The sequence below is a fragment of the Nonomuraea sp. AD125B genome, from assembly GCF_041402765.1.
GTDB lineage: Bacteria > Actinomycetota > Actinomycetes > Streptosporangiales > Streptosporangiaceae > Nonomuraea > Nonomuraea bangladeshensis.
The window spans coordinates 1-22905 of the sequence record NZ_JBGLOU010000034.1 but is presented as its reverse complement, the minus strand read 5'-3'; the positions used below and the strand labels follow the sequence as shown (position 1 = coordinate 22905).

The following is a 22905-nucleotide window of genomic DNA, read 5'->3' as shown; positions in this document are numbered from 1 at the left end:
TGACCGTCCTGGGGGTGGGCGACAAGGTGGGCTTCTTCTTGCGCTTGGTCACCGTCGGCGTGGGCGACTCGGCGTCCATGTGCTCGGTGCTGGGTGTGACCTGAGGCGGCGCGTCGGTGGTCATGCCGGTGAGCGCGACCGCGGTCGCGCCCGCGCCGAGCACCACCACGGCGGCGATGGCCGCGACCAGCCCGCCCCGGCGCGGCGCCTTGGCGGCCCGCCGCCCGCCGCGCCGCTCGGCGACCGTGGTCTGCTCCTGCGCCGGCAGGTGGGCGCCGGTCTTGTACTGCTCGTAGTGGCCGGTCTCGGCGTAGTGGCCGCCCTGCTCGTAATGGCCGCTCTGCTGCGGGTAGTCCGTTGGGGGCGCCATCGTGGCGCCGGTGACGGGCGGCGCCTGGCCGGGGGACGGCTCGGGAAGGGCCGGGGCCTGCCCGCTGCCGGCGGCCCTGGCCGCGTCACTCATGGCCCTGGCCGACGGGAAGCGCCGGGCCGGGTCCTTCGACAGCGCGATCTCGACCAGGGCACGCACCGGCTGCGGGATGTCGGCAGGCAGCGGCGGCGGCGCCTCGCGGATGTGCTTGAGCGCGATCGTGACCGCGCTGTCACCGTCGAACGGCCGCTGCCCCACCAGGCACTCGTAGGCGACCACGCCGAGCGCGTAGATGTCGACGGCGGGCGTGACGGGCGCGCCCTCGGCCTGCTCGGGCGCGCAGTAGGCGGCCGTGCCCAGCACCATGCCGGCGTCGGTGAGCCGGTTGGCGAGGTCGGAGCGGGCGATGCCGAAGTCGGTGAGCACGAGCGTGCCGTCGCGCTGCACGAGCAGGTTGCCCGGCTTGACGTCGCGGTGCACGATGCCCTGGTCGTGGACGGCCTGCAGGGCGGAGGCGGCCTGCGCGATGAGCTCCATGGCCGCCTGCGGCGGGATGCGGCCCAGCCGGGCCAGCAGCCGGTCGAGCGGCTCGCCGTCGACGAACTTCATCACCAGATAGACGGTGTCGCCGCTCACCCCGTAGTCGTAGACGTCGACGACGCCGGAGTGGTTGATCGTGGCCATCGCCCGCGCTTCCCCCTGAAAGCGAGCGACGAAGCCGGGGTCCTGCATGCGGCCCGGAAGCAGCACCTTGACGGCGACGGTGCGAGCGAGGACGGTGTCCTCACCCCGCCACACCTCGCCCATGCCACCGGCGCCGATGCGGGTATCCAAGCGATACCGCCCCGCCAGTGTGGTTCCTTGGGCCACCATGATTCCCCCGCTACCCTCCTACCTCTGTAACCTCTCGCCCCCGCGGGTTCCCAACAAAGCGAACTTGTGTCGCGGCGAGGTAACACGGTGGTCACGAAGCTCAGAGAGTGTACGACTCACCTGACCCACATGCCACTCAAATGTCTTAAGCCGTACAAACCATATCCTGGGGCCTTGTGGTGGCACTTGTCCGCGTTTCCGGGAAGTCGGCATCCCTGTCGCTAGGCTGACCCCATGACGCTCGCTCCTGGTCTCCGCTCTCAGCTGCTCATCATGGTCGAGATGTCGGACACCGCGAAGCGGGCCGGCAGCGGCGACGTGCCCGTGCTGGCCACGCCGCGCCTGCTCGCGCTCGCCGAGGCCGCGACCGTGCAGGCGGTCGAGAAGCACCTCGCGCCCGGCGAGACCTCCGTCGGCACCCGGGTGGCGCTCGAACACCTCGCGGCCAGCCCGCTCGGCACGCACGTGCAGATCGGCGTCGAGCTGACCGAGGTGGACGGCCGCCGGCTGGTCTTCGCCTTCGAGGCCCACGACAAGCGCGGCGTCGTGGGCCAGGGGACGATCGAGCGCGTCGTCGTCGACCGGCACAAGTTCCTCGCGGGCGCGCAGCGCCGGCTCGGCTGACCGGGCGGCGGGCGGGCGGCTAGTCGATGACGGCGATGAGATCGCCCTCCTGGATCACGTCGCCCTCGGCGACCTTGAGCTGCGCGACCACGCCGTCGTCCTCGGCGAGCACCGGGATCTCCATCTTCATGGACTCCAGGATGACCAGCGTGTCGCCGTCCGAGACGGTGTCGCCCTCGCTCACGAGGACCTTCCAGACGTTGGCCACCATCTCAGCGCGTACCTCAGCCACCGGGGCTCCCCTCTTTCGTCAATGTGTTCACTCTAGGCCCGTCCGCCGCGCATCCGCGCGACGAGCGCGGTGTCGTAGTCGCCGCTGACGAACTCCTCGTCGTCCAGCAGCTCGGCGCAGAACGGCAGGTTGTTCTTGGGTCCCGCGACCGCGAACGCCTCGACCGCCTTGCGCCCCTTGGCCAGGGCGTCCGCGCGGTCCTCGCCGAACACGCACAGCTTGGCCATGAGCGGGTCGTAGAACGGCGTGACGGTGTTGCCCGCCTCGTAGCCCGAGTCGACCCGTACACCCTCGCCGACCGGCTCGTCCCAGGTCGTGATGACGCCGGGGCCGGGGAAGAAGCGCTTGGGGTCCTCGGCGTAGACGCGGAACTCGATCGCGTGCCCGCGGGGCCGTACGTCGAGGTCGGGGCTCTCGCCGGCCGCCACCCGCAGTTGCAGCTCGACCAGGTCGAGGCCGGTGACCAGCTCGGTGACCGGGTGCTCCACCTGGAGCCTGGTGTTCATCTCCAGGAACACGAAGTCCTGCTGGTCGGCGTCCACCAGGCACTCGACCGTGCCCGCGCCGAGATAGCCGACCGCCTCGCCGGCCCGTACCGCGGCGGCCAGCATGCGCTCGCGCAGCTCGGGGGTGATGCCGGGGGACGGCGACTCCTCGACGACCTTCTGGTGGCGGCGCTGCACCGAGCAGTCGCGCTCGCCGAGCGCCAGCACCCGGCCGTCGGGCAGGCCCAGGATCTGCACCTCGACGTGACGGGCCCGCTCGATGTAGCGCTCGATCAGCACCGCGGGGCCGTCGAGCGCGTCGCCGGCGAACCTGGACGCCGCCCGCGCCGCCTGCTCGTACGCCTTGGCCAGCGCCTCGTCGTCGTGCGCCACGCTCATGCCGATGCCACCGCCGCCGCCAGCGGTCTTGACCATGACGGGGTAGCCGATGCGCTCGGCGGCCCGCAGCGCGAGCGACAGGTCGGTGACCGGCTCGCGGGTGCCCGCCGCGACCGGCACGCCGGCGGCCTCCATGAGGTTCCTGGCGTTGATCTTGTCGCCCATCCGGTCGATGGCCTCGGGCGACGGCCCGATCCAGGTCATCCCGGCCGCGACCACGGCGCGGGCGAAGGCGGCGTTCTCCGAGAGGAACCCGTAGCCGGGGTGGATCGCCCGCGCTCCGGTGGCGCGCGCCGCCTCCAGCACCTTGGCGACGTCGAGGTAGCTCTGCGCGGGGTTGGCGGGGCCGAGCAGCACGGCCTCGTCGGCCTCCCGTACGAACGGCAGGTCGGCGTCGGCCTCCGAGTGCACGGCGACGGCCCGCAGGCCCATCCGTTTGACCGTACGGATGATCCGGCGCGCGATCTCCCCTCGGTTGGCGATCAGAACGGGTCCGAGCGTCTCAGTCAGCACGCGGATTACCCTATGACCGCGGGTGGCTTTTCCCCTTTCGCCCGAAACCACCGATCCGGCGGAGCCGAACTGTAGGAACCCCACAATGGGGTCAGAGCCGGCCCCGGTCGATCACCCGGGCCAGCGCCTCCAGCGCGTGCGGGTCGTAGGCGCCGCCCGGCGCGCAGCGGATGCGCTCCAGCGCCGCCCCCGCCCGGTCACGGTCGGTCGAGGGGCCCACCAGGTCGTCGTAGGCGTTGGCGACCTTGATGATCCGGCTGGACAGCGGCGGGTCGGCGGAGATCGGGTCGCACTGCCGCCGCACCACCTCGGCCACCCGGTCGAGCACGCCCGTCTGCCTGATGACCTCGGCGCCCAGCTCGGCGATGCGGCGGGCCTGCTCGGGCTCGGTGAGCACGGTCGCGCCGCCGGGGATCGGATCGCGCAGCGAGAGCTGCCCGATGTCGTGCATCAGGGCAGCGTACTCCAGCTCCAGCAGCTCGGGCTCGGCCATGCCCAGCTCCCTGCCGACGGCCACGGCGAGGCGGCTCACCCGGCGCGAGTGGCCGGGCTCGACGTAGCCGCCGACCTCGGTGACCCGCGACAGCGCGCGCACGGTCTGCAGGTAGGTCGCCCGGATGCCGGCGTACTTGCGGAAGGCCACCTGCGTGACCAGCAGCGGCGCGGCGAACACCAGCAGCGCGACGAGGTCCATGCTGTGGGTGGCGAGCGCCAGCAGCACGCCGGAGGCGGCCACGGCGGCGCCGAGCGGGAAGGCCATGTTGAGCTCGTCGCGCACCGCCACCCGGAACGCGGTGCGCACCTGCTCGGCCCGCAGCCAGGCGGCGATCAGCACGTCGACCAGCAGGCTGACGGCGATGAGGGTGACCATCACGGCGAGCGCCGGCCACCAGGTGCTGGTGGGCGGCTCGGTCATCCGGCGGAGCGGATCGGCCAGCGGACGGAAGGCGAAGGCCAGCAGCGCGCCGGTGAGCAGCCTGCGGGCCATCGCGTCCAGCCGGGGCGGGCGGCCCACGGCCAGGTGGGGCGCGGCCCCCGCCGCCATGCCGACCGCGATCACCGCCACGACCTGCAGCGCGGAGTGGGTCAGGGGGTTCTGGCTGAGGTCGAGCAGCAGGGTGTAGCCGAGCGCGGCGGCGGCCCCGATGGGCGCGACCTCCCGGTTGCCCGGCATGGTGAGCCTGGCCAGCTCGCCGACCGCGATCAGCGCGCCGAACCCGACGGCGATCTCCGGCCGGTCCAGCCCGACGGTGGCGGTGTGGGCGACGCCCGCCACGGCGACCAGTCCGGCCGCGCAGATGAGCAGCAGCTGGCCCGAGTCGAGCCTGCGCAGGACGGTGCTGAACGAGCGTCCCGTGGTGCGTGAGACACGTCCGGTGGCGATCATGGCCCGGTCACGACCTGGATGGGCGTGGTGGGGTCGTCGTGGTCCTTGATGGTCGTGGCGACGGCCTCGGGCGGCGGCGGGTCGACCCGGCGCGGCGGCTGCCACGGCTCGCGTTCGAGCGCCCGGATGAAGGCGTCGACCATGACGGGGTCGAAGTGGGTGCCCGCGCTCTTGCGCAGCTCCTCGACGGCGACGGGCACCGGCCGCGCCCCGCGGTAGGAGCGGTCGGAGGTCATCGAGTCGAACGCGTCGGCGACCGCGATGACCTTGGCGAACTCGGGGATCTCGTCGCCCGCGAGGCCCATCGGGTAGCCGGTGCCGTCGTGCTTCTCGTGGTGGTGCATGATGCCGGCGTAGGCCTCGTCGAGGAAGCCGATGCCCCGGACGATCTCCAGGCCGCGCATCGGGTGGAGCTGGATCGCGGCGAACTCCTCCTCGGTGAGCGGCCCGTCCTTCTGCAGCACCTTGGTGGGCACGCCGAGCTTGCCGACGTCGTGGAGCATGCCGGCGTAGCGGATCGCCCGCACCCGCTCCAGGCCCATGCCGATCTCCTGCGCGATCATCGAGGAGGCGTGCGAGACGCGCGTGCAGTGGCCCCGCGTGTAGTAGTCCTTGGTCTCCACGGCCTGGCACAGGGCGGCGATGGTGGCGTCGTACGAGCGCTGCTGCGCGTGATACTGCCCGAACGCCCACCGCGCCACGAACAGCGGCAGCAGCACCAGCACCGCCGAGATCGACTGCACGGTCGCCCAGAGCCCGGCCACCAGCAGCCCGAACGTGCCGTAACCCAGATAGGACAGCAGGAACTGCGCCATCCCGCGCATCGGCACCTCGGTGTCCCGCACCCCGGTGGCCAGCGCCACCATGGTGAGCGTGAGCACGATGTTGAGCGGCACGTAGACGGCGGTGGCCGCGGCGTAGGGCCCGATGAGGTCGTCGAAGGCATCGACCTGGGGCACGCCGACCCGCCCGTCGAGCGCGAGGTAGACCTGCCCGGCCGCGTAGCCGCAGATGGCGAACTGCGCGCCGTTGAAGAGGCGCTTGATCAGCGGCAGCCCCGGCCGGACGCTCAGCACCGCGGTCAGCCCCACCAGGGCCGCGCCCTCGGGGCCGATGAGCACCACGGCGGCGAGCGAGGCGGAGAAGCTGACCGACACCGCGAACTGCTCCACGTTGAGCAGCGTGGGCATCGACTCGCAGACGAGGAACAGCAGCGCGAGCACCAGCAGGACGTCGAGGTCCCCGGTGGCCACGGGCATGCCGGAGACCATCCCGGCGCGGGCGATGAGCGCGCCCGCCGCGCCGATGACGGCGACCAGGTAGACCCTCGCGGGCCATGGCAGGTCACGCATGCGGCTCCCCCTCCGGCGTCGTCAGGTCCAGGACACGCCGCGAGGCGTCACGCCGCCGGCCCGCGCAGGCGTCCGGGCGACCGTCACCTTCACCATGCGATGCCTCCACGTCGACTTCTGGGCTTCAACGCTACAGAAGACGACGCGACCGCACCGGCCGGCCGGAGAATCGCAAGCAAAGCGTAATCAAGCCACTACGTGCGGCGATGCGAGCGCGCCCATTCGACGGTCTGCTTGATGCCGGTCGCGAGGTCGGTGCGCGGCTCCCAGCCCAGCCCGACCTGGGCGGGCACCGGGTCGACGGCCATGGCGGGCAGGTCGCCGAGCCGCGCCGGGGCGAAGCCCGGCTTGTCGGGCGCGCCGGCGGCGTCGGCGATCAGCGAGTGCAGGCGGCGGTCGGTGGTCTGGATGCCGGTGCCGAGGTTGAACCTGCGGCCGTCGCCGCGCTGGCCGCAGGCGCGGGCGAAGCCGTCCACGACGTCCTCGACGAAGACGTAGTCGCGGGTCTGCGTGCCGTCGCCGAAGACGACCGTCGGCGTGCCGTTGAGCAGGGCGTCGGTGAAGATCGACACGACGCCGGCCTCGCCCTGGGGCGACTGGCGGGGGCCGTAGACGTTGGAGAGCACCAGCGTGGTGTACTCGATGCCGTGCAGGGCGCGGAAGGTGGCGAGGTAGATCTCGCCGCTCAGCTTGGAGGCCGCGTACGGCGAGCGCGGATCGGTCGCCGCGTCACCGGGCACCGGAATGGTGGCGGGCCGCCCGTAGACCGCCACGGACGAGGCGAAGACCACCTTGCGGGCGCGGCCCTCGTGCGCCGCCTCCAGGACGCGGGCGGTGCCCTCGACGTTGACGGAGGCGTCGTGCACCGGGTCGGCGACGCTCTTGCGCACGCTGATCTGCGCGGCCAGGTGGCAGATGACCTCCGGCTGCACCTCGGCGGCCAGGCCCACCAGGGCCGGCTCGCGTACGTCGAGGACGTGCAGCCGGAACCGCTCGCTCCCCGCCGCCCCGGTCAGGTTGTCCCTGCTGCCGGAGGACAGGTCGTCCACGACATGGACCTCGTGACCGTCGGCAAGCAGCCGATCGACGAGGTTCGATCCGATGAACCCGGCACCCCCGGTGACCAACACGCGCATGGGGAGCATCCTAGTCGGCGAGGTCGGCTCTCACCTGTGCGATTCGGTCCAGCACTTTCGAGCGCAGGTCTGCGGGGACGGGATCACAGCCGCAATGTTTGGCTACGAGCGCCTTGACCGCTTTGTCGAGGTCGTACTCCTTCAGACACGGGCTGCACTCGTCGAGGTGCACGCGGATCTCGACGACGTCGTGCTCGGTCAGCTCGCCGTCGAGATAGGCGTAGACCTTGTCGAGCACCTCGCGACAGTCCGTGTCATGTGGGTTGCCACAGCTCATTTCGATTCCTCCGCCGGGACCAGGCCGCGCTCACGGGCGTAGTCCTCAAGGAGGCCCCGCAGCTGCCTGCGTCCCCTGTGCAGCCTCGACATCACGGTGCCGATGGGAGTGCCCATGATGTCGGCGATCTCCTTGTAGGGGAAGCCTTCGACGTCGGCCAGGTAGACCGCGATCCTGAACTCCTCGGGCAACGCCGCGAGGGCCTGCTTGATGTCGCCGTCGGGCAGGTGCTCCAGCGCCTCGACCTCGGCCGACTTCAGGCCGCTCGAGGTGTGGGACTCCGCCCGCGCGAGCTGCCAGTCCTCGATCTCCTCGGTGCCGGACTGCTTGGGCTCGCGCTGCTTCTTGCGGTAGCTGTTGATGAAGGTGTTCGTGAGGATCCGGTAGAGCCACGCCTTGAGGTTGGTGCCCTGCTGGAACTGATGGAACGACGCGAACGCCTTGGCGAAGGTCTCCTGCAGGAGGTCTTCCGCGTCCGCGGGATTTCGGGTCATCCGGAGCGCGGCGCTGTAGAGCTGTTCGAGATACGGCATGACGTCGCGTTCGAATCGCTCGCTCCGCTGCTCCAGCGTCTCCGCGCCTGTCGCGGGCACCGGACCCACCCCCCTAAGATCACCGGTGGCCGGCTGCTGCGGGTCACCGTACTCGGGGAAGGATACCCGCTGGCCCAGGGCGGGCCTGGCATCGGGGAGGGGCGCTGCCAATGTGAGCATGCTCGTCGCAACATCCCCGCGCCCCCGTCTGTTCCCGCAAGATAGAAGGTACGAAGGACCCGGTGCGGGGAACGTCATACGTACCGGCTGGTAGCCCTTTTTCCGTCACCCAGGAGTCGCGTGTGCTGCCCATTCCGGCCGAGGAACTCAACGGCTCAGGGACGCTCGGGCCGTACTGGACGTTCTACCGCGCCGTCGCCGCCGAACAACTCAACCGCTGGCTTCCCGCCGACCCCTCCGTGATCCTCGACCTGTCCGGCGGCCGTGGGCGCTGGTCCGGGCAGGCGGCGAGGGCCGGGCACAAGGTGATCGAACTGCTGGACTTCCGCCGTACCGTGGACCTGCAGTCCCGGTTGCGGGACGCTGACCGGGTTCGTCATATACGCGCCGATGATCTGGCGTTCCTCCCCGACGCGAGCGTGGACGCGGTGCTCGCCGAGGAGCGCGTGATGTCGATCGAGCTCATGGCGGAGTCGGCCATGAGCGACGTCGCCCGGGTGCTGCGGCCGGGCGGCCGGGCGCTGGTGTGCGTCGACTCGCTGGTCCTCGGCATGGCGATCCTGGCCGAGCAGGAGCAGTGGCAGCACCTGCGGCAGACCGGCGAGGTCATGCTCGTGCCCTGGCCCGACGGCAGCATCACGCGCTGCTTCAGCAGCGGGCAGTTGCGCGAGCTGCTGATCGGCGCCGGCCTGGAGGTGGAGTGGGTGCGGCCGCGCACGGTGCTGTCGCCGTCCACTGTCGACCACGTGCTCGGCTCCGACGCGCGCTCACTGACCTGGCTCGTCCGCACCGAGCTGGAGGCCCACCCGGACGACGACGACACCGTGGGCATCCACCTCGTGGCCAGCGCCAGGAAGAAGGGCTGACACCCTCAGGGGTTTCTCGGCGGCCGACCTGGGGTGCGCTCAGCGGCGCCGCTCCCGCTTGCCCTGGCACTCGACGCACCTGGCGGCCTCCGGCCGCGCCTCCAGGCGGCCTTCGGGCACCGGCCTGGCGCAGTCGACGCAGCGGCCGTACACGCCTTCCTCCAGGCGTTTGAGCGCCTGGACGACCGCGTCGCGCTGCGTCCCCGCCACGGTCAGCATGGCGCGGGCGCGATCGGCGTCGGTCAGGTCGGAGCCGGCGTCGGCCGCGTGGTGCTCGCGCACCGCGACCGGGTCTCCCTGCAGAACGGCGATCGAACGGTCCAGTTCGGCCAGCATGTCTTCCAGCCGCTCACGAGCGGTCGTGACGTCCACGAATCCGCACCTCCGGGTGAAAGGAAGCAGCCCGTGGCGAGAACTCCCCGGCTGTTCCGCCCGGTGCAGTCAAAGGGGCATGTGCGGCGGTGACCTCGAGTAAACGAATGCACGCGCTTTCCTCACCGGATGCCCATTTACCGCACTTCCTACACCTTCAGAAAAGGGCGGTCTCCTCTTGTTCGGGGAGAGGTTTGATGAGGTCGGGCCCATTGTTTCTGACGTTGTTGACATCGGTCGACACCGCGTACGCGGTGAGCCTCCCCTGCTCGGCCGGCACCAGCAGCCGGGTGGCCTCGGCGGGGTCGGTGAGCTTGGGATCGAGCCATTCGGCCCAGCGCTCCCGCTCGATCATCATGGGCATCCTGTCGTGGATGCGGCCCAGGTCGTCCTCGGCGTCGGTGGTGATCACGGTGCAGGTGACGAGCCATTTGAGCGGGTCGTCGTCGGCGCGCGAGGGGTCCTTCCAGAACTCGTACAGGCCGGCCATCGCCAGCACCCCGCCGTCGGCCGGATGAATGTAGTAGGGCTGTTTCTTACGCTTCTCGCCCTCGACCGGCATCCATTCGAAGTAGCCGTCGGCGGGCAGCAGGCACCTGCGCTTGGCGAACGCCCGTCGGTAGGACGGCTTCTCCGCCACCGTCTCGATCCTGGCGTTGATCATGCGCGAGCCGATCGACGGGTCCTTGGCCCAGGCCGGCACGAGGCCCCATTTGACGACCCTGAGCTGCCGCACCGCGCGGTCGCCCTCGTCGGGCACACGGTCCATGATCGCGTAGACGTTCTTGGTGGGCGCGACGTTGTAGTCGGGGCCGAGCTCCTTGTCGGGCTCGCCGTCCAGCTCGACCTGGAACTCCTCCAGGAGCTCGTGCTTCTTGCGCGCCGAGGCGTATCTACCGCACATGACCCCACCCTGCCACGCGGCACCGACACCTACGCCTTCCCGCTACGTGTTCACCGTCGTCCGCAGGTGGTGACCCCGGCCCGTCACGCCCGGATAGGCTTTGACCATGTCCGTTCCGCACTGGCCCGCGCCCACCGCCGCCGCGCCCGTCAGCGCCGCCGTGCCGCTGCCCGGCAGCAAGTCGGTGACCAACCGCGCGCTCGTCCTGGCCGCGCTCGCCGAGGATCCCGGCGTGGTGCGCAGGGCCCTGCGCAGCCGCGACGCCGACCTCATGGTCGCCGCGCTGCGCGCGCTCGGCGCCCGGCTGGAGCCGTCCGCCGAGACCCCGGCGAGCGTCGACTGGCACGTCACGCCCGGCCCGATCCGCGGCGGCGCGGCGGTCGACGCCGGCCTCGCGGGCACGGTCATGAGGTTCGTGCCGCCGATCGCCGCGCTGGCCGACGGGCCGGTCTCCTTCGACGGCGACCCGCACGCCCGCAAGCGCCCGATGGGCCCCATCCTCGACGCCCTGCGGGCGCTCGGCGCGCGGGTCGACAACGACGCGCTGCCGTTCACCATCAGCGGGCCGCTGACCGGCGGCGAGGTCACGCTCGACGCCTCGGGCTCCTCGCAGTTCGTGTCGGGGCTGATGCTGTCGGCCGCGCGCTTCGCCAAGGGCGTCACGATCCGGCACGCCGGCCCGCCGGTGCCCTCCCAGCCCCACATCCGGATGACCGTGCAGATGCTCAGGGCGGCCGAGGTCGTGGTCGACGACGGCGAGCCCGACGTGTGGCGGGTCGAGCCGGGGCCGATCGCGGCGCGCGACGTCACGGTGGAGCCCGACCTGTCCAACGCCGCGCCGTTCCTCGCGGCCGCGCTCGTCACGGGCGGCACGGTCACCATCCCCGCCTGGCCGCGCGTCACCACCCAGCCGGGCGACGCGCTGCGCGGCCTGCTCACGTCCATGGGCGCCACCGTCGCCCGCGACGAGCACGCCGACTCCGCCGACCTGGTGGTCACCGGCACCGGTGAGATCACCGGCATCGACGCCGACCTGCGCGAGGTCGGCGAGCTCACACCCACCATCGCGGCCCTGGCCGCGCTCGCCACCACGCCCACCCGCATCCGCGGCGTGGCCCACCTGCGCGGCCACGAGACCGACCGGCTGGCCGCCCTGGCCACCGAGATCAACCGGCTCGGCGGCGACGCCGAGGAGACCGGCGACGGGCTGATCATCCGCCCGCGCCCGCTGCACGGCGGCGTCTTCCACAGCTACGACGACCACCGCATGGCCACCGCCGGCGCGGTGATCGGCCTGCGGGTGCCCGGCGTCGAGGTGGAGAACATCGCGACGACCGCCAAGACCCTGCCGGAGTTCGTCCGCATGTGGACGGCGATGCTGGAGTCCCGGTGACCGTCCGGGCCGGTTTCGCGACCGGCGCTCCGGGCACCTCGCAAGGGGGCCGCACAACCCGAAGGAAGGACCTCACGCATATGGGAGCGGACCGCTGAGAAAGCGGGAATACGACGAGGACGACGTACGGGTGAGGCCGGGCAAGGGCTCGCGGCCGCGCACCCGCATCCGTCCTGCGCACGAGGACGCCGTCGAAGGATTCGTGGTCGCCGTCGACCGGGGCCGCTACACCGTCCTGGTCGAGCCCGACCGCGCCAAGGGCTCGGCGCACAAACGCAGGCAGCAGCACCAACGCCGGCTCGTGGTCGCCATGAAGGCCCGCGAGCTGGGCCGCAAAGGCATCGTCGTCGGCGACCGGGTGGCGCTGGTGGGCGACGTGTCGGGCCGGCCCGACACGCTGGCCCGCGTGGTGCGGGTGGAGCCGCGCACCTCGATGCTCCGCCGTTCGGCCGACGACACCGAGGACACCGACGGCATCGAGCGCCCGATCGTGGCCAACGCCGACCAGCTCGTGATCGTCACCGCGCTCGCCGATCCGCCGCCCCGGCCGCGGATGATCGACCGCATCCTCGTGGCGGCGTTCGACGCCGAGATCGACACCCTGCTCTGTCTCACCAAGTCCGACCTCGCCCCGCCCGACGGCCTCGTGGCCCTCTACGAGCCGCTGGGCGTCTCGCACGTCGTCGTCCACAAGGGCGGCTCGCTCGACGAGCTGCGCGAGCACCTGACCGGCCGGATCAGCGTCCTGGTCGGCCATTCGGGGGTCGGCAAGTCCACCCTGGTCAACGCCCTGGTCCCTGACGCCAACCGGGCCGTCTCCCAGGTCAACGCGGTCACCGGCAGGGGCCGGCACACCTCCACCTCGGCGGTGGCCCTTGAGCTGCCGGAGGGCGGCTGGATCATCGACACGCCGGGGGTGCGCAGTTTCGGCCTGGCCCACGTGTCGGTCGAGACGGTGCTGGCCGCCTTCCCCGACCTGGTGGAGGGCACGGTCGACTGCCCCAAGGGCTGCACGCACCTGGCCGACGGCTGCGCGCTCGACGCGTGGGTGGCCGCGGGCAACGCCGATCCCACCCGGCTGGAATCGCTGCGCCGCCTGCTGTCCAGCCGCGAAGGCGCGCTCGACGACGCCGCCGAGCGCGCCACGTGACGCTCAGCGCCGGTGGGGCCTTGGCGTCCACGTGACGCTCAGCGCCGGTGGGGCCTTGGCGTCCACGTGACGCTCAGCGCCGGTGGGGCCGCAGCGTCCACGTGATGGCGACCGTCGAGACGAGCACGCCGTCGCCGTCCGTCAGCTCCACCGCCACGTCGAACTCCGGCCGCCCGCCCGCGTCCAGCTCGGCGACCACCGCCTCCCGCGCCGCCAGCAGCCGGGCCTCCGCGCGCACCTCGCCCTTGGCGAACTTGCGGTACTCCACCCTGGCGCCGGTCGTGAGCGGCGTGGCCCGGCCGAGCTCGTCCCCCAGCAGCGAGAGCATCGCCGCCCCCGAGGCCGTCTCGGCCAGCGTGAACAGCGCTCCGGCGTGCGGCCCCGCCACGTGGTTGCGCACGTCCTCGCGGTCGGGCAGCCGGCAGACCGCCCGCCCGTCGCCCACCTCGTCGAAGACGATTCCCACAGTCCGGGCAAAGGGGACGCTCTCCAGCAGAAATGCACCAACATCAAACGACATATCCGCATGCTACCCGCGAGTAACTAGGGGGGCGGTTACCAGAAAAGGGGCCTCTGCGACTGATGTTCCCTCCGCCCGGCACGATAGCGTGGGCGACCGTGCAGGGTTACAACGATGATCTACGCCTCGCGCACGTCATGGCGGACGCCGCCGACGACCTCACCATGCGCCGGTTCAAGGCCGTCGATCTCAAGGTCGACACCAAGCCCGACCTCACCCCGGTCAGCGACGCCGACCGCGCCGTCGAGGAGGCGATCCGCGGCACGCTGCGCCGCGCCCGGCCCCGCGACGCGGTCGTGGGCGAGGAGTACGGCACGACCGGCCACGGCGCCAGGTCCTGGATCATCGACCCCATCGACGGCACCAAGAACTACGTGCGCGGCGTGCCCGTGTGGGCGACGCTGATCGCCCTCATGGAGTACGGCCGCGTCGTCGTCGGCCTCGTCTCCGCCCCCGCGCTCGGCCGGCGCTGGTGGGCGGCCACCGACGGCGGCGCGTGGACCGGCAAGAGCCTGGCCAAGGCGTCCAGGATGCACGTCTCCTCGGTCTCCGACCTCGGCGACGCCTCCTTCTCCTACTCCAGCTTCGGCGGCTGGGAGCAGACCGGCAGGCTCGACACCTTCCTCGACCTCAGCCGCGCCTGCTGGCGCACCCGCGCCTACGGCGACTTCTGGTCGCACATGATGGTCGCCGAGGGCTCGGTCGACTTCTCCGCCGAGCCCGAGCTGTCGGCCTGGGACATGGCCGCGCTCACGGTCATCGTCGAGGAGGCCGGCGGCGTCTGGACCGACACGACGGGCGTACGCGGGCTGGAGGGCGGCAGCCTGGTCTGCAGCAACGGCCTCCTGCACGACGAGGTCATCGCCCGGCTCAACGGCACCCGCGTCCGCTGAACGACCACGCTCAGAGCTCCAGCACCCGCCGCACCGCCGCCATCAGGCTCCCCCGGTAGGACCCGCCGTACAGCACGACGTGCACCAGCAGCGGATGGAGCTGGTGCAGCGGCACCCGCTCGCGCCACCCGTCCGCGAGCGGCCACTCCTCCCGGTACGCCCCGAGCACCCGATCCAGGTGAGGCAGCCCGAACAGCGCCAGCATGGCGAGGTCGGTCTCCCGGTTCCCGCCGTGGGCGGCCGGATCGACCAGCACCGCCGAACCGCCCGACCACAGCACGTTCCCGCTCCACAGGTCACCGTGGATCCTGGACGGCGGCCCGGCCGGGCCCGCCACCTCGGCGAAACGGTCCACGGCCCGCTCGACCTCGGCCACGTCGGCCGCCGGCAGCCGCGCCTGACGCAGGAACGGCAGGACCCGCCGCTCGGCGTAGAACTCCGGCCACGAGCCGCACGGCCGGTTGTCCATCGGCAGCTCGGCGATGAACCCGGGCCACGGCGCGCCGAACGCCTCCGCGCCCGCCCGGTGCATCCTGGCCAGCTCCCGCCCGAACCGCTCGGCCGCCGCAGGACCAGGCCGCTCCTCCTCCACCCAGGACAGCACCAGCCGGTCCGGCCCCGCCTCGATCACCTCGGGCACCGCGGCGACCTCGCCCAGCCAGCGCAGCCCCGCCGCCTCCGCGGCGAACACCTCCGACACGACGCCGGCGGACCCGCTCTTGACGAACACCGGCCGCCCGTCGTCCAGCACGCCCTGCCGCAGCCGCCAGCCGTGGGACGTGCCGAGCTCCCTAACCGATCTCATCGGCGACGTGCTTGGCCACGCCCTCGGCCGCCGACTCCACCAGCGAGAGCACCTCCTCGAACCCCTCGCGCCCCCCGTAGTACGGATCGGGCACCTCGGCCCCGGACGGCGCCGCCGGGTCGAACGAGCGGAACAGCCGCACCTCCACCCCGGGAGGCGCGAGCCGCCGCAGGTTGGCCAGGTTGTCGCGGTCCATGGCCAGCACCAGGTCGTAACGGTCGAACCAATCGGCGGTGAACTGCCTGGCGCGGTGCGCGGCCCCGTCGTAGCCGCGCTCGGTCAGGATGCCGAGCGCCCGCTCGTCCATGGGCTCGCCCACGTGCCAGCCACCCGTCCCCGCGCTCTCGACCACGACCTGCTTGCCCAGCCCGCGGTCCTCCAGGACCCGCCGCAGCACGACCTCCGCCATGGGCGAGCGGCAGATGTTCCCCATGCACACCACGCAGATGCGATACGTCATAACACCCATCATGAGGGTGACCGAGGGCGTTCACCGTACGTTCACCCTTGCTAGGGATCCGAGTCACTTTCGCTGCGTAACTTCATCGGCGACTGAGGACCAAGTGAAAAGGAACCCCACCGTGAAGTATGCAGGCCGGCTCGCCGCCGTCGCCGTCGTCGGTGCGCTCTCGCTCGCTGCGTGCGGCACAGACAACAACACTCCGGCGGGCAACGGCGGCACCACCGCCGCCAGCGCCCCCGCCGCGGGCAACGACAACGCGCTGAGCGGCACCATCAACGCCGCGGGCTCCTCCGCCCAGGCCAACGCGATTGACGAGTGGAAGAAGAACTTCCAGGCCACCAACTCGGGCGTGAGCATCAACTACCAGCCCAGTGGCTCGGGCGCGGGTGTGCAGGCCTTCATCCAGGGCACGGTCTCCTTCGCCGGCTCCGACTCCGCTCTGAACGACGAGAAGGGCGAGCCGGCCCAGGCCGACGCCCGCTGCAAGACCGGCAAGGCCATCAACATCCCGATGGTGACCGGTCCGGTGGCCGTGGTCTACAACCTGCCGGGCGTGGACGGCCTGCAGCTCTCGCCCAAGACCATCGGCGGGATCTTCAACAGCCAGATCACCAAGTGGGACGACCCGGCGATCAAGGCCGAGAACCCTGACGCCAAGCTGCCCTCCACCCCGATCCAGGCGTTCCACCGCTCGGACGAGTCGGGCACCAGCGACAACTTCACCAAGTTCCTCAAGGCCACGGCCGAGTGGCCGTACGAGCCGGCCAAGGCCTGGCCCGCCGACGCCAAGGGCCAGGGCGCCAAGGGCTCCGACGGCATCGCCTCCTCGGTCAAGGACACCGAGGGCGCCATCAGCTACGTCGAGATGTCGTACGCCGACAACTCCCAGCTCCAGAAGGCCAAGGTGGCCAACGGTTCGGGCGAGTTCGTCGAGCTGACCCCCGAGAGCGCTGCCAAGACGGTCGAGACCGCCGAGGTCAAGGGCACCGGCAACGACCTCAAGCTCTCGATCGACTACGGCACCAAGACCGCGGGCGCCTACCCGATCGTCCTGGTGACGTACGAGATCACCTGCGAGAAGGGCCTGCCGGCCGAGGAGGCCAAGCTGGTCAAGGAGTTCCTCACCTACACCGCCAGCGACGAGGGCCAGGCGGCGCTCAAGGACCTGGGCTACGCCCCGCTCGCCGGCGGCCTGCTCACCAAGGTCCGCACCGCCATCGAGGCCATCTCCTAGCGGCCGATGACGACCGACACGAAGATCCGCGACGGCGGACCGGCCATGCGCCGGTCCGCCTCGCGGCGCACCTCCGGTGAAGGGGCCTTCAAGTTCCTGGCCACCGCGGCCGGGGTCGTCCTGCTGGCGATCATGGCGGCCATCGCCGTGTTCCTCATCGCCGAGGCGGTCCCCGCGCTGCAGGCGAACAAGGGCGGCTTCTTCACGGACCTCGTCTGGGAGCCCAACAGCAGCCAGGTGTTCGGCATCGGCGCGCTGGCGTTCGGCACGGTGCTCAGCTCGGGCATCGCGCTGGTCATCGCGACCCCGATCGCGGTCGGCGTCGCGCTGTTCATCTCCCACTACGCGCCGCGCCGCCTCGCCGGGCCGCTCGGTTACCTCATCGACCTGCTCGCCGCCGTCCCCAGCGTCATCTACGGCCTGTGGGGCCTGGCCTTCCTCGTGCCGCTGCTGCGGGAGCCCTCGCAGTGGCTCAACGAGCACCTCGGCTGGTTCCCGCTGTTCGCCGGCGAGGGCGCGATCGGCGGCAAGACCATGCTGGCCGGCGGCATCGTCCTGGCGATCATGATCCTGCCGATCATCGCGGCCATCTCCCGCGAGGTCTTCCTGCAGGTGCCGCGCATGAACGAGGAGGCGGCGCTCGCGCTCGGCGCCACCCGCTGGGAGATGATCAGGATGGCGGTGCTGCCGTTCGGCCGCCCCGGCGTCATCAGCGCCGCGATGCTCGGCCTCGGCCGCGCCATGGGCGAGACCATCGCGGTCGCGCTCATCTTCCCGGCCACGTTCGACATCAGCATCCAGATCCTCACCCCGCACGGCAACAGCATCGCGGCCAACATCGCCAACGGCTTCGGCGAGGCCACCCCGATCGGGCGTGGCGCGCTGATCGCCTCCGGCCTGGTGCTGTTCGTCATCACGCTGCTGGTCAACATGGCCGCCCGTATGATCATCAACCGCCGCAAGGAGTACGCGAGGGCCGGCGCATGACCCTGCAACAGGAGGCCGTGCGCAAGCCGCGCGGGGTCCAGCACATCTCGACCGGCCGCCGGGTGAAGGACCGCTTCGTCCAAGGGCTGGTCTACCTGGCGTTCGCGCTGGCCGTGGTGCCGCTGGTCTCGGTGCTGTGGCTGGTGATCTCCAACGGCCTGGCCCGCTTCGACCTGGAGTTCATGACGCACTCGATGCGCGGCATCGGCGCGCGGGACGCGGGCGGCGGCGCCTACCACGCCATCATCGGCACCGTCGAGCAGGTGCTGCTCGCCTCGGCCATCTCGGTCCCGATCGGCCTGCTCACCGCCATCTACCTGGTCGAGTACGGCAACGGCGGCCGGCTGAGCCGGGCCATCAGCTTCTTCGTGGACGTCATGACCGGCGTCCCCTCGGTGGTCGCCGGTCTGTTCATCCTCGCGTTCTGGATCCTGTTCCTCGGCATGCCGTACAGCGGGTGGGCGGGCGCGATGGCCCTGTCCATCCTCATGATGCCGACCGTGGTCAGATCCACCGAGGAGATGCTCCGGCTGGTTCCGGGCGATCTGCGCGAGGCCTCGTACGCGCTGGGCGTCCCCAAGTGGCGCACGATCATGAAGATCGTGCTGCCGACCGCGTTCACCGGCATCGTCACCGGCGTCATGCTGGCCGTGGCCCGCGTCGCCGGCGAGACCGCGCCGATCCTGCTCACGGTGTTCTTCACCGACTCCATCAACAACGACCCGTTCAGCGGGCCGCAGATGGGCCTTCCCCTCTATGTCTTCGACCAGGCGGCACGTCCCAACGACACCGCCATCGACCGGGCGTGGACCGGAGCCCTCACGCTCATCCTGATCGTCATGCTGCTCAACCTGGTGGCGCGCCTGATCGCCTGGTGGCGTGCGCCCGCCAAGGGCCGATAGGGGGTACCGCCACTCATGTCAAAGCAGATCCAGGTTTCGGGACTGGACGCGTACTACGGCGCGCACAAGGCCATCGAGGACGTGTCGATGACCATCGAGCCGCGCTCGATCACCGCGTTCATCGGCCCTTCGGGGTGCGGCAAGTCGACGTTCCTGCGCACGCTCAACCGGATGCACGAGGTGATCCCCGGCGCCCGCGTCGAGGGCAAGGTGCTGCTCGACGGCGACGACCTCTACGGCGCCTCCGTCGAGCCCGTCTCGGTACGCCGGATGATCGGCATGGTCTTCCAGCGCCCCAACCCGTTCCCCACGATGTCGATCTACGAGAACGTCGCCGCCGGCCTGCGCCTCAACGGCCGCCTGCCGAAGTCGCAGCTCGACGGCATCGTCGAGGAGTCGCTGAAGGGCGCCAACCTCTGGAACGAGGTCAAGGACCGCCTCAACAAGCCCGGCGCGGGCCTGTCCGGCGGCCAGCAGCAGCGGCTCTGCATCGCCCGCGCGATCGCGGTCAAGCCGCAGGTGCTGCTCATGGACGAGCCGTGCTCGGCGCTCGACCCGATCTCCACGCTGGCCATCGAGGACCTCATGGCCAAGCTCAAGGACGAGTTCACGATCGTCATCGTCACCCACAACATGCAGCAGGCCGCCCGCGTCAGCGACCGCACCGCCTTCTTCAACCTGGCGGGCCAGGGCCAGCCGGGCAAGGTCGTCGAGATGGACGAGACCTCACGCATGTTCACCAACCCGAGCCAGAAGGCCACCGAGGACTACATCACGGGGCGCTTCGGCTGATGACCCAACAGCAGTCGCCCGCCACGATGAACGGGGACGTGAGGACCAGGCCCGTGCTGCTCATCGCCGACCCGGACCGGGCCGTGGTCGACGAGGTCGCGGACGCCCTCGAACGCGAGGGCGTGGCCGTCACCGGCGCCTCCGACGGCGCCCAGGGTCTGCTGCAGGCGGGGGCCCTGCAGCCGGACGTGGTGCTCGTCTCGGCCACGATCGCGGTCATCGACGCGGTCGAGTTCGTCCGCGCGGTACGGCTCGCCAGGGCCGTACCGGTGCTGCTCGGCGTCGGCGAGGGGCACGCCGAGCAGGCCGTCCGCGCCCTCGCGGCCGGCGCCGCCGCCTGCGTGGCCAGGCCGTACCGGGTGCCGGAGCTGCTGCCGTTCATCCACGCCGCCTCGCCGGAGTCGCGCGACGTGCTCCACGTCGGCGGCGTGGAGCTCGACGCCCAGGCCTACCAGGTACGCGTCGGCGGGCGCACCGTCCACCTGCCGCTGCGCGAGTTCGAGCTGCTGCAGTACCTGATGCGCAACGCCGACCGCACGGTCACCCGCGAGCAGATCATGCGGCACGTCTGGCACACCGCCGCGACGACCTCGACGAACACCATCGCGGTGCACGTCAAGCGGCTGCGGGCGCGGCTCGGCGACGAGGACGACCAGCTCATCCAGACCGTACGCGGCGTCGGCTACCGCCTGGTCACGCCGAGCATCTCCGGAAGTCCCGCATGATGCGCCGGGCCACGCCCTCGACGGTCGCGATGCCCTGACGGACGTCCGAGGCGCCCTCGCTGAGCACGGCCACGGCGTAGTGGTGGCCGTCGCCGCTGATCAGACCGACGGTGACGACGGCCCAGCGCCCGGTCGAGACCCGCCTGAGCCAGCCGTTCTTCAGCGCGGCCCGCTCGCCCCGGCACGCCGCGGCGCTCAGACCCCAGTCCTGGCCGTCCACGACCGTGCCCATGAGGTCGAGCACCCGCGAGCGCTCCCCGGCCTTCAGCGGGCTCTTGGGGGACGCCAGGGCACTCATCAGCCGGATCTGGTCATCCACCGACGTACGGGTGATTCCCCAGCAGAACAGGTCGACGCAGGAGCCGGGCACGCCCAGGGTGTGCTTGAGCCCGAACCGCCGCGCCGCCTTCGTGAACCCGCCCGCGCCGCCGATCCGCAGCCAGAGCCGGTCCGCAGCCTGGTTGTCGCTGGTGCGGATCATCACCTCGGCGTCCCGCCGGACGTCCCGCGGCAGCTTCTTCCACGGCGTCCGCAGCAGCAGCGCCATGAGGATGAGCGCCTTGGAGCTGCTCGCGGTGATCAGCCGCTCGCCCGGGTGATAGCGATAGAGCCGCCCGCTCTCCAGATCCTTGACCATGGCCGTGACCCGCCCGGGGCGGCCCGCCAGGTAGCGGTCGAGCCGCTTGCCGATCCGTTTCGCGGGGACCGGCCGCAGCGGCTCCGCGGCCGCGACCCGCTCGGCCCGCCGCAGCGTCACACCGGCCGTCGCCCGCGCCACCACCATGACGACCCGATCGGTCCGCTCGATCTGCCCGATCTGCTCAGCCGGAACGGTGACCAGGGACAGGAGCAGGGCGAGAGCGAGCAACACCCGCACCGTCACCTGCCCCTGGCCTGTGATCACCCGGGCATTATGGCGAGAACCCGGACGAGTGGGCTAGACGGCTGAGGCCATCAGCCGGGCGATCCAGTCGTCGTCGCAGGTGGCCCAGAAGCCGCCCACGACGTCCTCCAGGTGCTCCAAGGACTCCGCCGCGAACAACACATCCTGATATTTCGTGATGTCGTAGTGCGTGGTCCCCATGGCCGCCAGCTCCAGCGGCCGGATGTCCATGCCGCGAAACTCCTCGATCTCCCCGTACGACGACAGGATCCCCGCCCCGTACGCCCGCAGCTCGCCCTGCTCCCGCATCACCCCGAACTCCAGGGTGAACCAGAACACCTTCGAGACGAACTCCAGCGCCTCCTCGCCCTCGACCCGCCGCGCGGCCTGCCCGGCCAGCCGGTAGAGGGCCGCGTACCGGTCACTGGCCAGCGCGTTGGCGTGCCCGATGACCTCGTGCACGACATCCGGCTCCGGCGTGTAGAACGGCACCGAGTGGTGCCGGATGTACTGCGTGGAGTGGAAGAACCCGTCGGCGAGCACCCCGTAGAAGTCACGCAGCGGCACCAGCCCGGCCGCCGGCAGATACCGGAACCCGGTCAGCGGCTCCAGCAGCCGCGAGACCTCCTCCAGCTGCGGGATGCGATCGGCGGGCAGGCCCAGCCGGTCCACGCCGTCCAGGTATTCGGCGGTGGCGTACTTGGCGTGCTTGATCGCCAGCTCCCTGCTGACCATCGCCCACACCTCGTGCTCCTGCTCGGTGTACTCGGCCGCCGGGATGGGCGTCCCCGGCCGGTAGCCGAGCGCCAGAGCGGCGATCGCGTTCCGCCGCGCGCGGTACACCGGGTCCGCGAACCCCGGATGCGACGCGGCCAGCTCGACCACCACCGACCCGTCCTCCTGGGCGGCGACCGGCGCGAAGTACTGTGCTTCCTCGAACATGTCCAGATAACAGCAAGTCTCGCTTTTCCTGGCAAGAGCGCTCACCTTTGCTGCGCGATACGCTCAATTCCGCCCGCCCGAACCAGCGTTCCCTGGTCGAATCGCACACTTCCCCGGAGGCCCTCCATGGACGATCTCGACGCCCGACTGCTGGTGACCATGCGCGCGCACCCGCGCGTCGGCCTGACCGAGCTCGCCCGGCTGCTGGGCGTCGCCCGCGGCACCGTGCAGGCCCGCGTCGAGAAGCTGACCGCGCGGGGCGTCATCCAGGACTTCGGCCCCACGGTCTCACCCGCCGCGGCCGGCTACCCCATCCTGGCCTTCGTCTGGCTCCAGATCGCACAGGGCCGGCTGGAGGAGGCGGTCGCCGCTCTTGGGTCCGTACCGCAGATCCTGGAAGTGCACGGCACCAGCGGCCAGCACGACCTGCTCTGCCGCGTGGTGGCCAGAAGCACCGATCACCTGCAGGAGATCATCGCCCGCATCCTGGCCTCGCCCGCCGTGCAACGCACGGACACCACGATCGCCCTGAGCACCCAGATCCCGTACCGCATCGAGCCCCTGCTGCAGTAAGACGCAAAGACCCCAGAAATGCAGAAGGGCCCCGACTGAACCAGTCGAGGCCCTCCATAAAGATTGTCCGGCGGTGACCTACTCTCCCACACCCTCCCGAGTGCAGTACCATCGGCGCAGAGAAGCTTAACTTCCGGGTT

The 22905-nt window shown here is 71.2% G+C and carries 26 protein-coding genes; 11 read left to right on the top strand and 15 right to left on the bottom strand.

Annotation, left to right across the window (positions count from 1 at the left end; translation table 11 throughout):
• Positions 1 to 1204, bottom strand: a 1204-nt coding sequence (locus tag ACBR40_RS46415; protein WP_371252885.1) for a serine/threonine-protein kinase, incomplete at its 3' end; no start/stop codon positions are given.
• 273 nt (positions 1205 to 1477) lie between these two features.
• Here ACBR40_RS46415 and ACBR40_RS46410 point away from each other — a divergent pair.
• Positions 1478 to 1867, top strand: a complete 390-nt coding sequence (locus tag ACBR40_RS46410; RefSeq protein WP_329590228.1) for a hotdog domain-containing protein — start codon at positions 1478 to 1480, stop codon at positions 1865 to 1867.
• 19 nt (positions 1868 to 1886) lie between these two features.
• Here the strand turns inward: ACBR40_RS46410 and ACBR40_RS46405 are convergent, their stop codons facing one another.
• The 7 genes from ACBR40_RS46405 to ACBR40_RS46375 all read right to left on the bottom strand — a co-directional run bounded on the left by ACBR40_RS46405 (position 1887) and on the right by ACBR40_RS46375 (position 8250).
• A complete protein-coding gene (locus ACBR40_RS46405; protein ID WP_329590226.1) occupies positions 1887 to 2099 on the bottom strand; it encodes a biotin/lipoyl-binding carrier protein in 213 nt (70 codons plus the stop codon).
• A 32-nt stretch (positions 2100 to 2131) separates the two neighbouring features.
• Positions 2132 to 3496 carry an acetyl/propionyl/methylcrotonyl-CoA carboxylase subunit alpha gene (locus ACBR40_RS46400; protein WP_371252884.1) on the bottom strand — a complete coding sequence of 455 codons (1365 nt, stop codon included), beginning with the start codon at positions 3494 to 3496 and terminating at the stop codon, positions 2132 to 2134.
• Positions 3497 to 3587: 91 nt separating this feature from the next.
• A complete protein-coding gene (locus ACBR40_RS46395; RefSeq protein WP_344217703.1) occupies positions 3588 to 4883 on the bottom strand; it encodes an HD domain-containing protein in 1296 nt (431 codons plus the stop codon).
• The gene (locus ACBR40_RS46390) at positions 4880 to 6235 is read right to left on the bottom strand and encodes an HD-GYP domain-containing protein (RefSeq protein WP_344217705.1); all 1356 of its coding nucleotides are present in this window, start codon (positions 6233 to 6235) and stop codon (positions 4880 to 4882) included. Before ACBR40_RS46390 ends, ACBR40_RS46395 begins: the two co-directional genes overlap by 4 nt.
• Before the next feature lie 194 nt (positions 6236 to 6429).
• Positions 6430 to 7371 (bottom strand): NAD-dependent epimerase/dehydratase family protein, encoded by a 942-nt coding sequence (locus ACBR40_RS46385; protein WP_344217707.1) that lies wholly within the window; start codon positions 7369 to 7371, stop codon positions 6430 to 6432.
• Positions 7372 to 7381: 10 nt separating this feature from the next.
• A complete protein-coding gene (gene rsrA, locus ACBR40_RS46380) occupies positions 7382 to 7648 on the bottom strand; it encodes a mycothiol system anti-sigma-R factor (RefSeq protein WP_344217709.1) in 267 nt (88 codons plus the stop codon).
• On the bottom strand, positions 7645 to 8250 hold the full coding sequence (locus ACBR40_RS46375) for a sigma-70 family RNA polymerase sigma factor (protein ID WP_329592803.1): 606 nt from the start codon (positions 8248 to 8250) through the stop codon (positions 7645 to 7647). Before ACBR40_RS46375 ends, rsrA begins: the two co-directional genes overlap by 4 nt.
• A 233-nt stretch (positions 8251 to 8483) precedes the next feature.
• On the opposite strand from ACBR40_RS46375, the gene ACBR40_RS46370 reads away from it, so the two are divergent.
• Positions 8484 to 9227 (top strand): methyltransferase domain-containing protein, encoded by a 744-nt coding sequence (locus tag ACBR40_RS46370; RefSeq protein WP_344217711.1) that lies wholly within the window; start codon positions 8484 to 8486, stop codon positions 9225 to 9227.
• 39 nt (positions 9228 to 9266) lie between these two features.
• On the opposite strand, the gene ACBR40_RS46365 is transcribed toward ACBR40_RS46370, so the two are convergent.
• Together ACBR40_RS46365 and ACBR40_RS46360 are read right to left on the bottom strand one after the other, a co-directional pair.
• Complete coding sequence (locus ACBR40_RS46365; RefSeq protein WP_091078819.1) at positions 9267 to 9599, bottom strand: TraR/DksA C4-type zinc finger protein; 333 nt, start codon at positions 9597 to 9599, stop codon at positions 9267 to 9269.
• Between the two features lie 157 nt (positions 9600 to 9756).
• Complete coding sequence (locus tag ACBR40_RS46360; protein WP_344217714.1) at positions 9757 to 10503, bottom strand: SOS response-associated peptidase; 747 nt, start codon at positions 10501 to 10503, stop codon at positions 9757 to 9759.
• A gap of 106 nt (positions 10504 to 10609) precedes the next feature.
• Between ACBR40_RS46360 and aroA the strand changes: the two genes are divergently transcribed.
• Positions 10610 to 11896, top strand: a complete 1287-nt coding sequence (gene aroA, locus ACBR40_RS46355) for a 3-phosphoshikimate 1-carboxyvinyltransferase (protein WP_371252883.1) — start codon at positions 10610 to 10612, stop codon at positions 11894 to 11896.
• Positions 11897 to 12026: 130 nt separating this feature from the next.
• Positions 12027 to 13046 (top strand): ribosome small subunit-dependent GTPase A, encoded by a 1020-nt coding sequence (rsgA, locus tag ACBR40_RS46350; RefSeq protein WP_371252882.1) that lies wholly within the window; start codon positions 12027 to 12029, stop codon positions 13044 to 13046.
• A 73-nt stretch (positions 13047 to 13119) separates the two neighbouring features.
• On the opposite strand, the gene ACBR40_RS46345 is transcribed toward rsgA, so the two are convergent.
• Positions 13120 to 13566, bottom strand: coding sequence for a DUF4442 domain-containing protein (locus ACBR40_RS46345; protein ID WP_371252881.1), 447 nt, complete (start codon positions 13564 to 13566; stop codon positions 13120 to 13122).
• A 62-nt stretch (positions 13567 to 13628) separates the two neighbouring features.
• Here ACBR40_RS46345 and hisN point away from each other — a divergent pair, with 62 nt between their 5' ends.
• Entirely contained in the window at positions 13629 to 14459 is an 831-nt protein-coding gene (gene hisN / locus ACBR40_RS46340; RefSeq protein ID WP_371252880.1) for a histidinol-phosphatase, read from the top strand.
• Between the two features lie 10 nt (positions 14460 to 14469).
• On the opposite strand, the gene ACBR40_RS46335 is transcribed toward hisN, so the two are convergent.
• On the bottom strand, positions 14470 to 15264 hold the full coding sequence (locus ACBR40_RS46335) for a fructosamine kinase family protein (protein WP_371252879.1): 795 nt from the start codon (positions 15262 to 15264) through the stop codon (positions 14470 to 14472).
• Positions 15251 to 15724 carry a low molecular weight protein-tyrosine-phosphatase gene (locus tag ACBR40_RS46330; RefSeq protein ID WP_371252878.1) on the bottom strand — a complete coding sequence of 158 codons (474 nt, stop codon included), beginning with the start codon at positions 15722 to 15724 and terminating at the stop codon, positions 15251 to 15253. The genes ACBR40_RS46335 and ACBR40_RS46330 overlap by 14 nt, the downstream gene beginning before the upstream one ends.
• 121 nt (positions 15725 to 15845) lie before the next feature.
• On the opposite strand from ACBR40_RS46330, the gene pstS reads away from it, so the two are divergent.
• The 5 genes from pstS to ACBR40_RS46305 are packed head-to-tail and all read left to right on the top strand — an operon-like array spanning position 15846 to position 20367.
• On the top strand, positions 15846 to 16961 hold the full coding sequence (gene pstS / locus ACBR40_RS46325) for a phosphate ABC transporter substrate-binding protein PstS (RefSeq protein WP_371252877.1): 1116 nt from the start codon (positions 15846 to 15848) through the stop codon (positions 16959 to 16961).
• A gap of 6 nt (positions 16962 to 16967) precedes the next feature.
• The gene (pstC, locus tag ACBR40_RS46320; protein ID WP_344217730.1) at positions 16968 to 17948 is read left to right on the top strand and encodes a phosphate ABC transporter permease subunit PstC; all 981 of its coding nucleotides are present in this window, start codon (positions 16968 to 16970) and stop codon (positions 17946 to 17948) included.
• Positions 17945 to 18850 carry a phosphate ABC transporter permease PstA gene (pstA, locus tag ACBR40_RS46315; protein WP_364454445.1) on the top strand — a complete coding sequence of 302 codons (906 nt, stop codon included), beginning with the start codon at positions 17945 to 17947 and terminating at the stop codon, positions 18848 to 18850. The genes pstC and pstA overlap by 4 nt, the downstream gene beginning before the upstream one ends.
• 15 nt (positions 18851 to 18865) lie before the next feature.
• Positions 18866 to 19642: a phosphate ABC transporter ATP-binding protein PstB gene (gene pstB / locus ACBR40_RS46310; RefSeq protein WP_344217734.1), complete on the top strand. Its 777-nt coding sequence runs from the start codon at positions 18866 to 18868 to the stop codon at positions 19640 to 19642.
• A 38-nt stretch (positions 19643 to 19680) separates the two neighbouring features.
• A complete protein-coding gene (locus tag ACBR40_RS46305) occupies positions 19681 to 20367 on the top strand; it encodes a winged-helix domain-containing protein (protein WP_371252876.1) in 687 nt (228 codons plus the stop codon).
• Here ACBR40_RS46305 and ACBR40_RS46300 read toward each other — a convergent pair.
• Both ACBR40_RS46300 and ACBR40_RS46295 read right to left on the bottom strand, forming a co-directional pair.
• The gene (locus ACBR40_RS46300; RefSeq protein ID WP_371252875.1) at positions 20336 to 21271 is read right to left on the bottom strand and encodes a serine hydrolase; all 936 of its coding nucleotides are present in this window, start codon (positions 21269 to 21271) and stop codon (positions 20336 to 20338) included. The genes ACBR40_RS46305 and ACBR40_RS46300 overlap by 32 nt on opposite strands.
• Before the next feature lie 33 nt (positions 21272 to 21304).
• Positions 21305 to 22192 carry a phenylalanine 4-monooxygenase gene (locus ACBR40_RS46295; RefSeq protein ID WP_371252874.1) on the bottom strand — a complete coding sequence of 296 codons (888 nt, stop codon included), beginning with the start codon at positions 22190 to 22192 and terminating at the stop codon, positions 21305 to 21307.
• 126 nt (positions 22193 to 22318) lie between these two features.
• On the opposite strand from ACBR40_RS46295, the gene ACBR40_RS46290 reads away from it, so the two are divergent.
• On the top strand, positions 22319 to 22765 hold the full coding sequence (locus ACBR40_RS46290; protein ID WP_371252873.1) for an Lrp/AsnC family transcriptional regulator: 447 nt from the start codon (positions 22319 to 22321) through the stop codon (positions 22763 to 22765).
• Positions 22766 to 22905: the final 140 nt, after the last annotated feature.

Coding starts and splice junctions, on each gene's coding strand:
- ACBR40_RS46410 (WP_329590228.1), top strand. CDS start 1,478: ATGACGCTCGCTCCTGGTCTCCGCTCTCAGCTGCTCATCATGGTCGAG.
- ACBR40_RS46395 (WP_344217703.1), bottom strand. CDS start 4,883: ATGATCGCCACCGGACGTGTCTCACGCACCACGGGACGCTCGTTCAGC.
- ACBR40_RS46390 (WP_344217705.1), bottom strand. CDS start 6,235: ATGCGTGACCTGCCATGGCCCGCGAGGGTCTACCTGGTCGCCGTCATC.
- ACBR40_RS46385 (WP_344217707.1), bottom strand. CDS start 7,371: ATGCGCGTGTTGGTCACCGGGGGTGCCGGGTTCATCGGATCGAACCTC.
- rsrA (WP_344217709.1), bottom strand. CDS start 7,648: ATGAGCTGTGGCAACCCACATGACACGGACTGTCGCGAGGTGCTCGAC.
- ACBR40_RS46360 (WP_344217714.1), bottom strand. CDS start 10,503: ATGTGCGGTAGATACGCCTCGGCGCGCAAGAAGCACGAGCTCCTGGAG.
- aroA (WP_371252883.1), top strand. CDS start 10,610: ATGTCCGTTCCGCACTGGCCCGCGCCCACCGCCGCCGCGCCCGTCAGC.
- ACBR40_RS46345 (WP_371252881.1), bottom strand. CDS start 13,566: ATGTCGTTTGATGTTGGTGCATTTCTGCTGGAGAGCGTCCCCTTTGCC.
- hisN (WP_371252880.1), top strand. CDS start 13,629: ATGTTCCCTCCGCCCGGCACGATAGCGTGGGCGACCGTGCAGGGTTAC.
- ACBR40_RS46335 (WP_371252879.1), bottom strand. CDS start 15,264: ATGAGATCGGTTAGGGAGCTCGGCACGTCCCACGGCTGGCGGCTGCGG.
- ACBR40_RS46330 (WP_371252878.1), bottom strand. CDS start 15,724: ATGACGTATCGCATCTGCGTGGTGTGCATGGGGAACATCTGCCGCTCG.
- pstC (WP_344217730.1), top strand. CDS start 16,968: ATGACGACCGACACGAAGATCCGCGACGGCGGACCGGCCATGCGCCGG.
- pstA (WP_364454445.1), top strand. CDS start 17,945: ATGACCCTGCAACAGGAGGCCGTGCGCAAGCCGCGCGGGGTCCAGCAC.
- pstB (WP_344217734.1), top strand. CDS start 18,866: ATGTCAAAGCAGATCCAGGTTTCGGGACTGGACGCGTACTACGGCGCG.
- ACBR40_RS46295 (WP_371252874.1), bottom strand. CDS start 22,192: ATGTTCGAGGAAGCACAGTACTTCGCGCCGGTCGCCGCCCAGGAGGAC.
- ACBR40_RS46290 (WP_371252873.1), top strand. CDS start 22,319: ATGGACGATCTCGACGCCCGACTGCTGGTGACCATGCGCGCGCACCCG.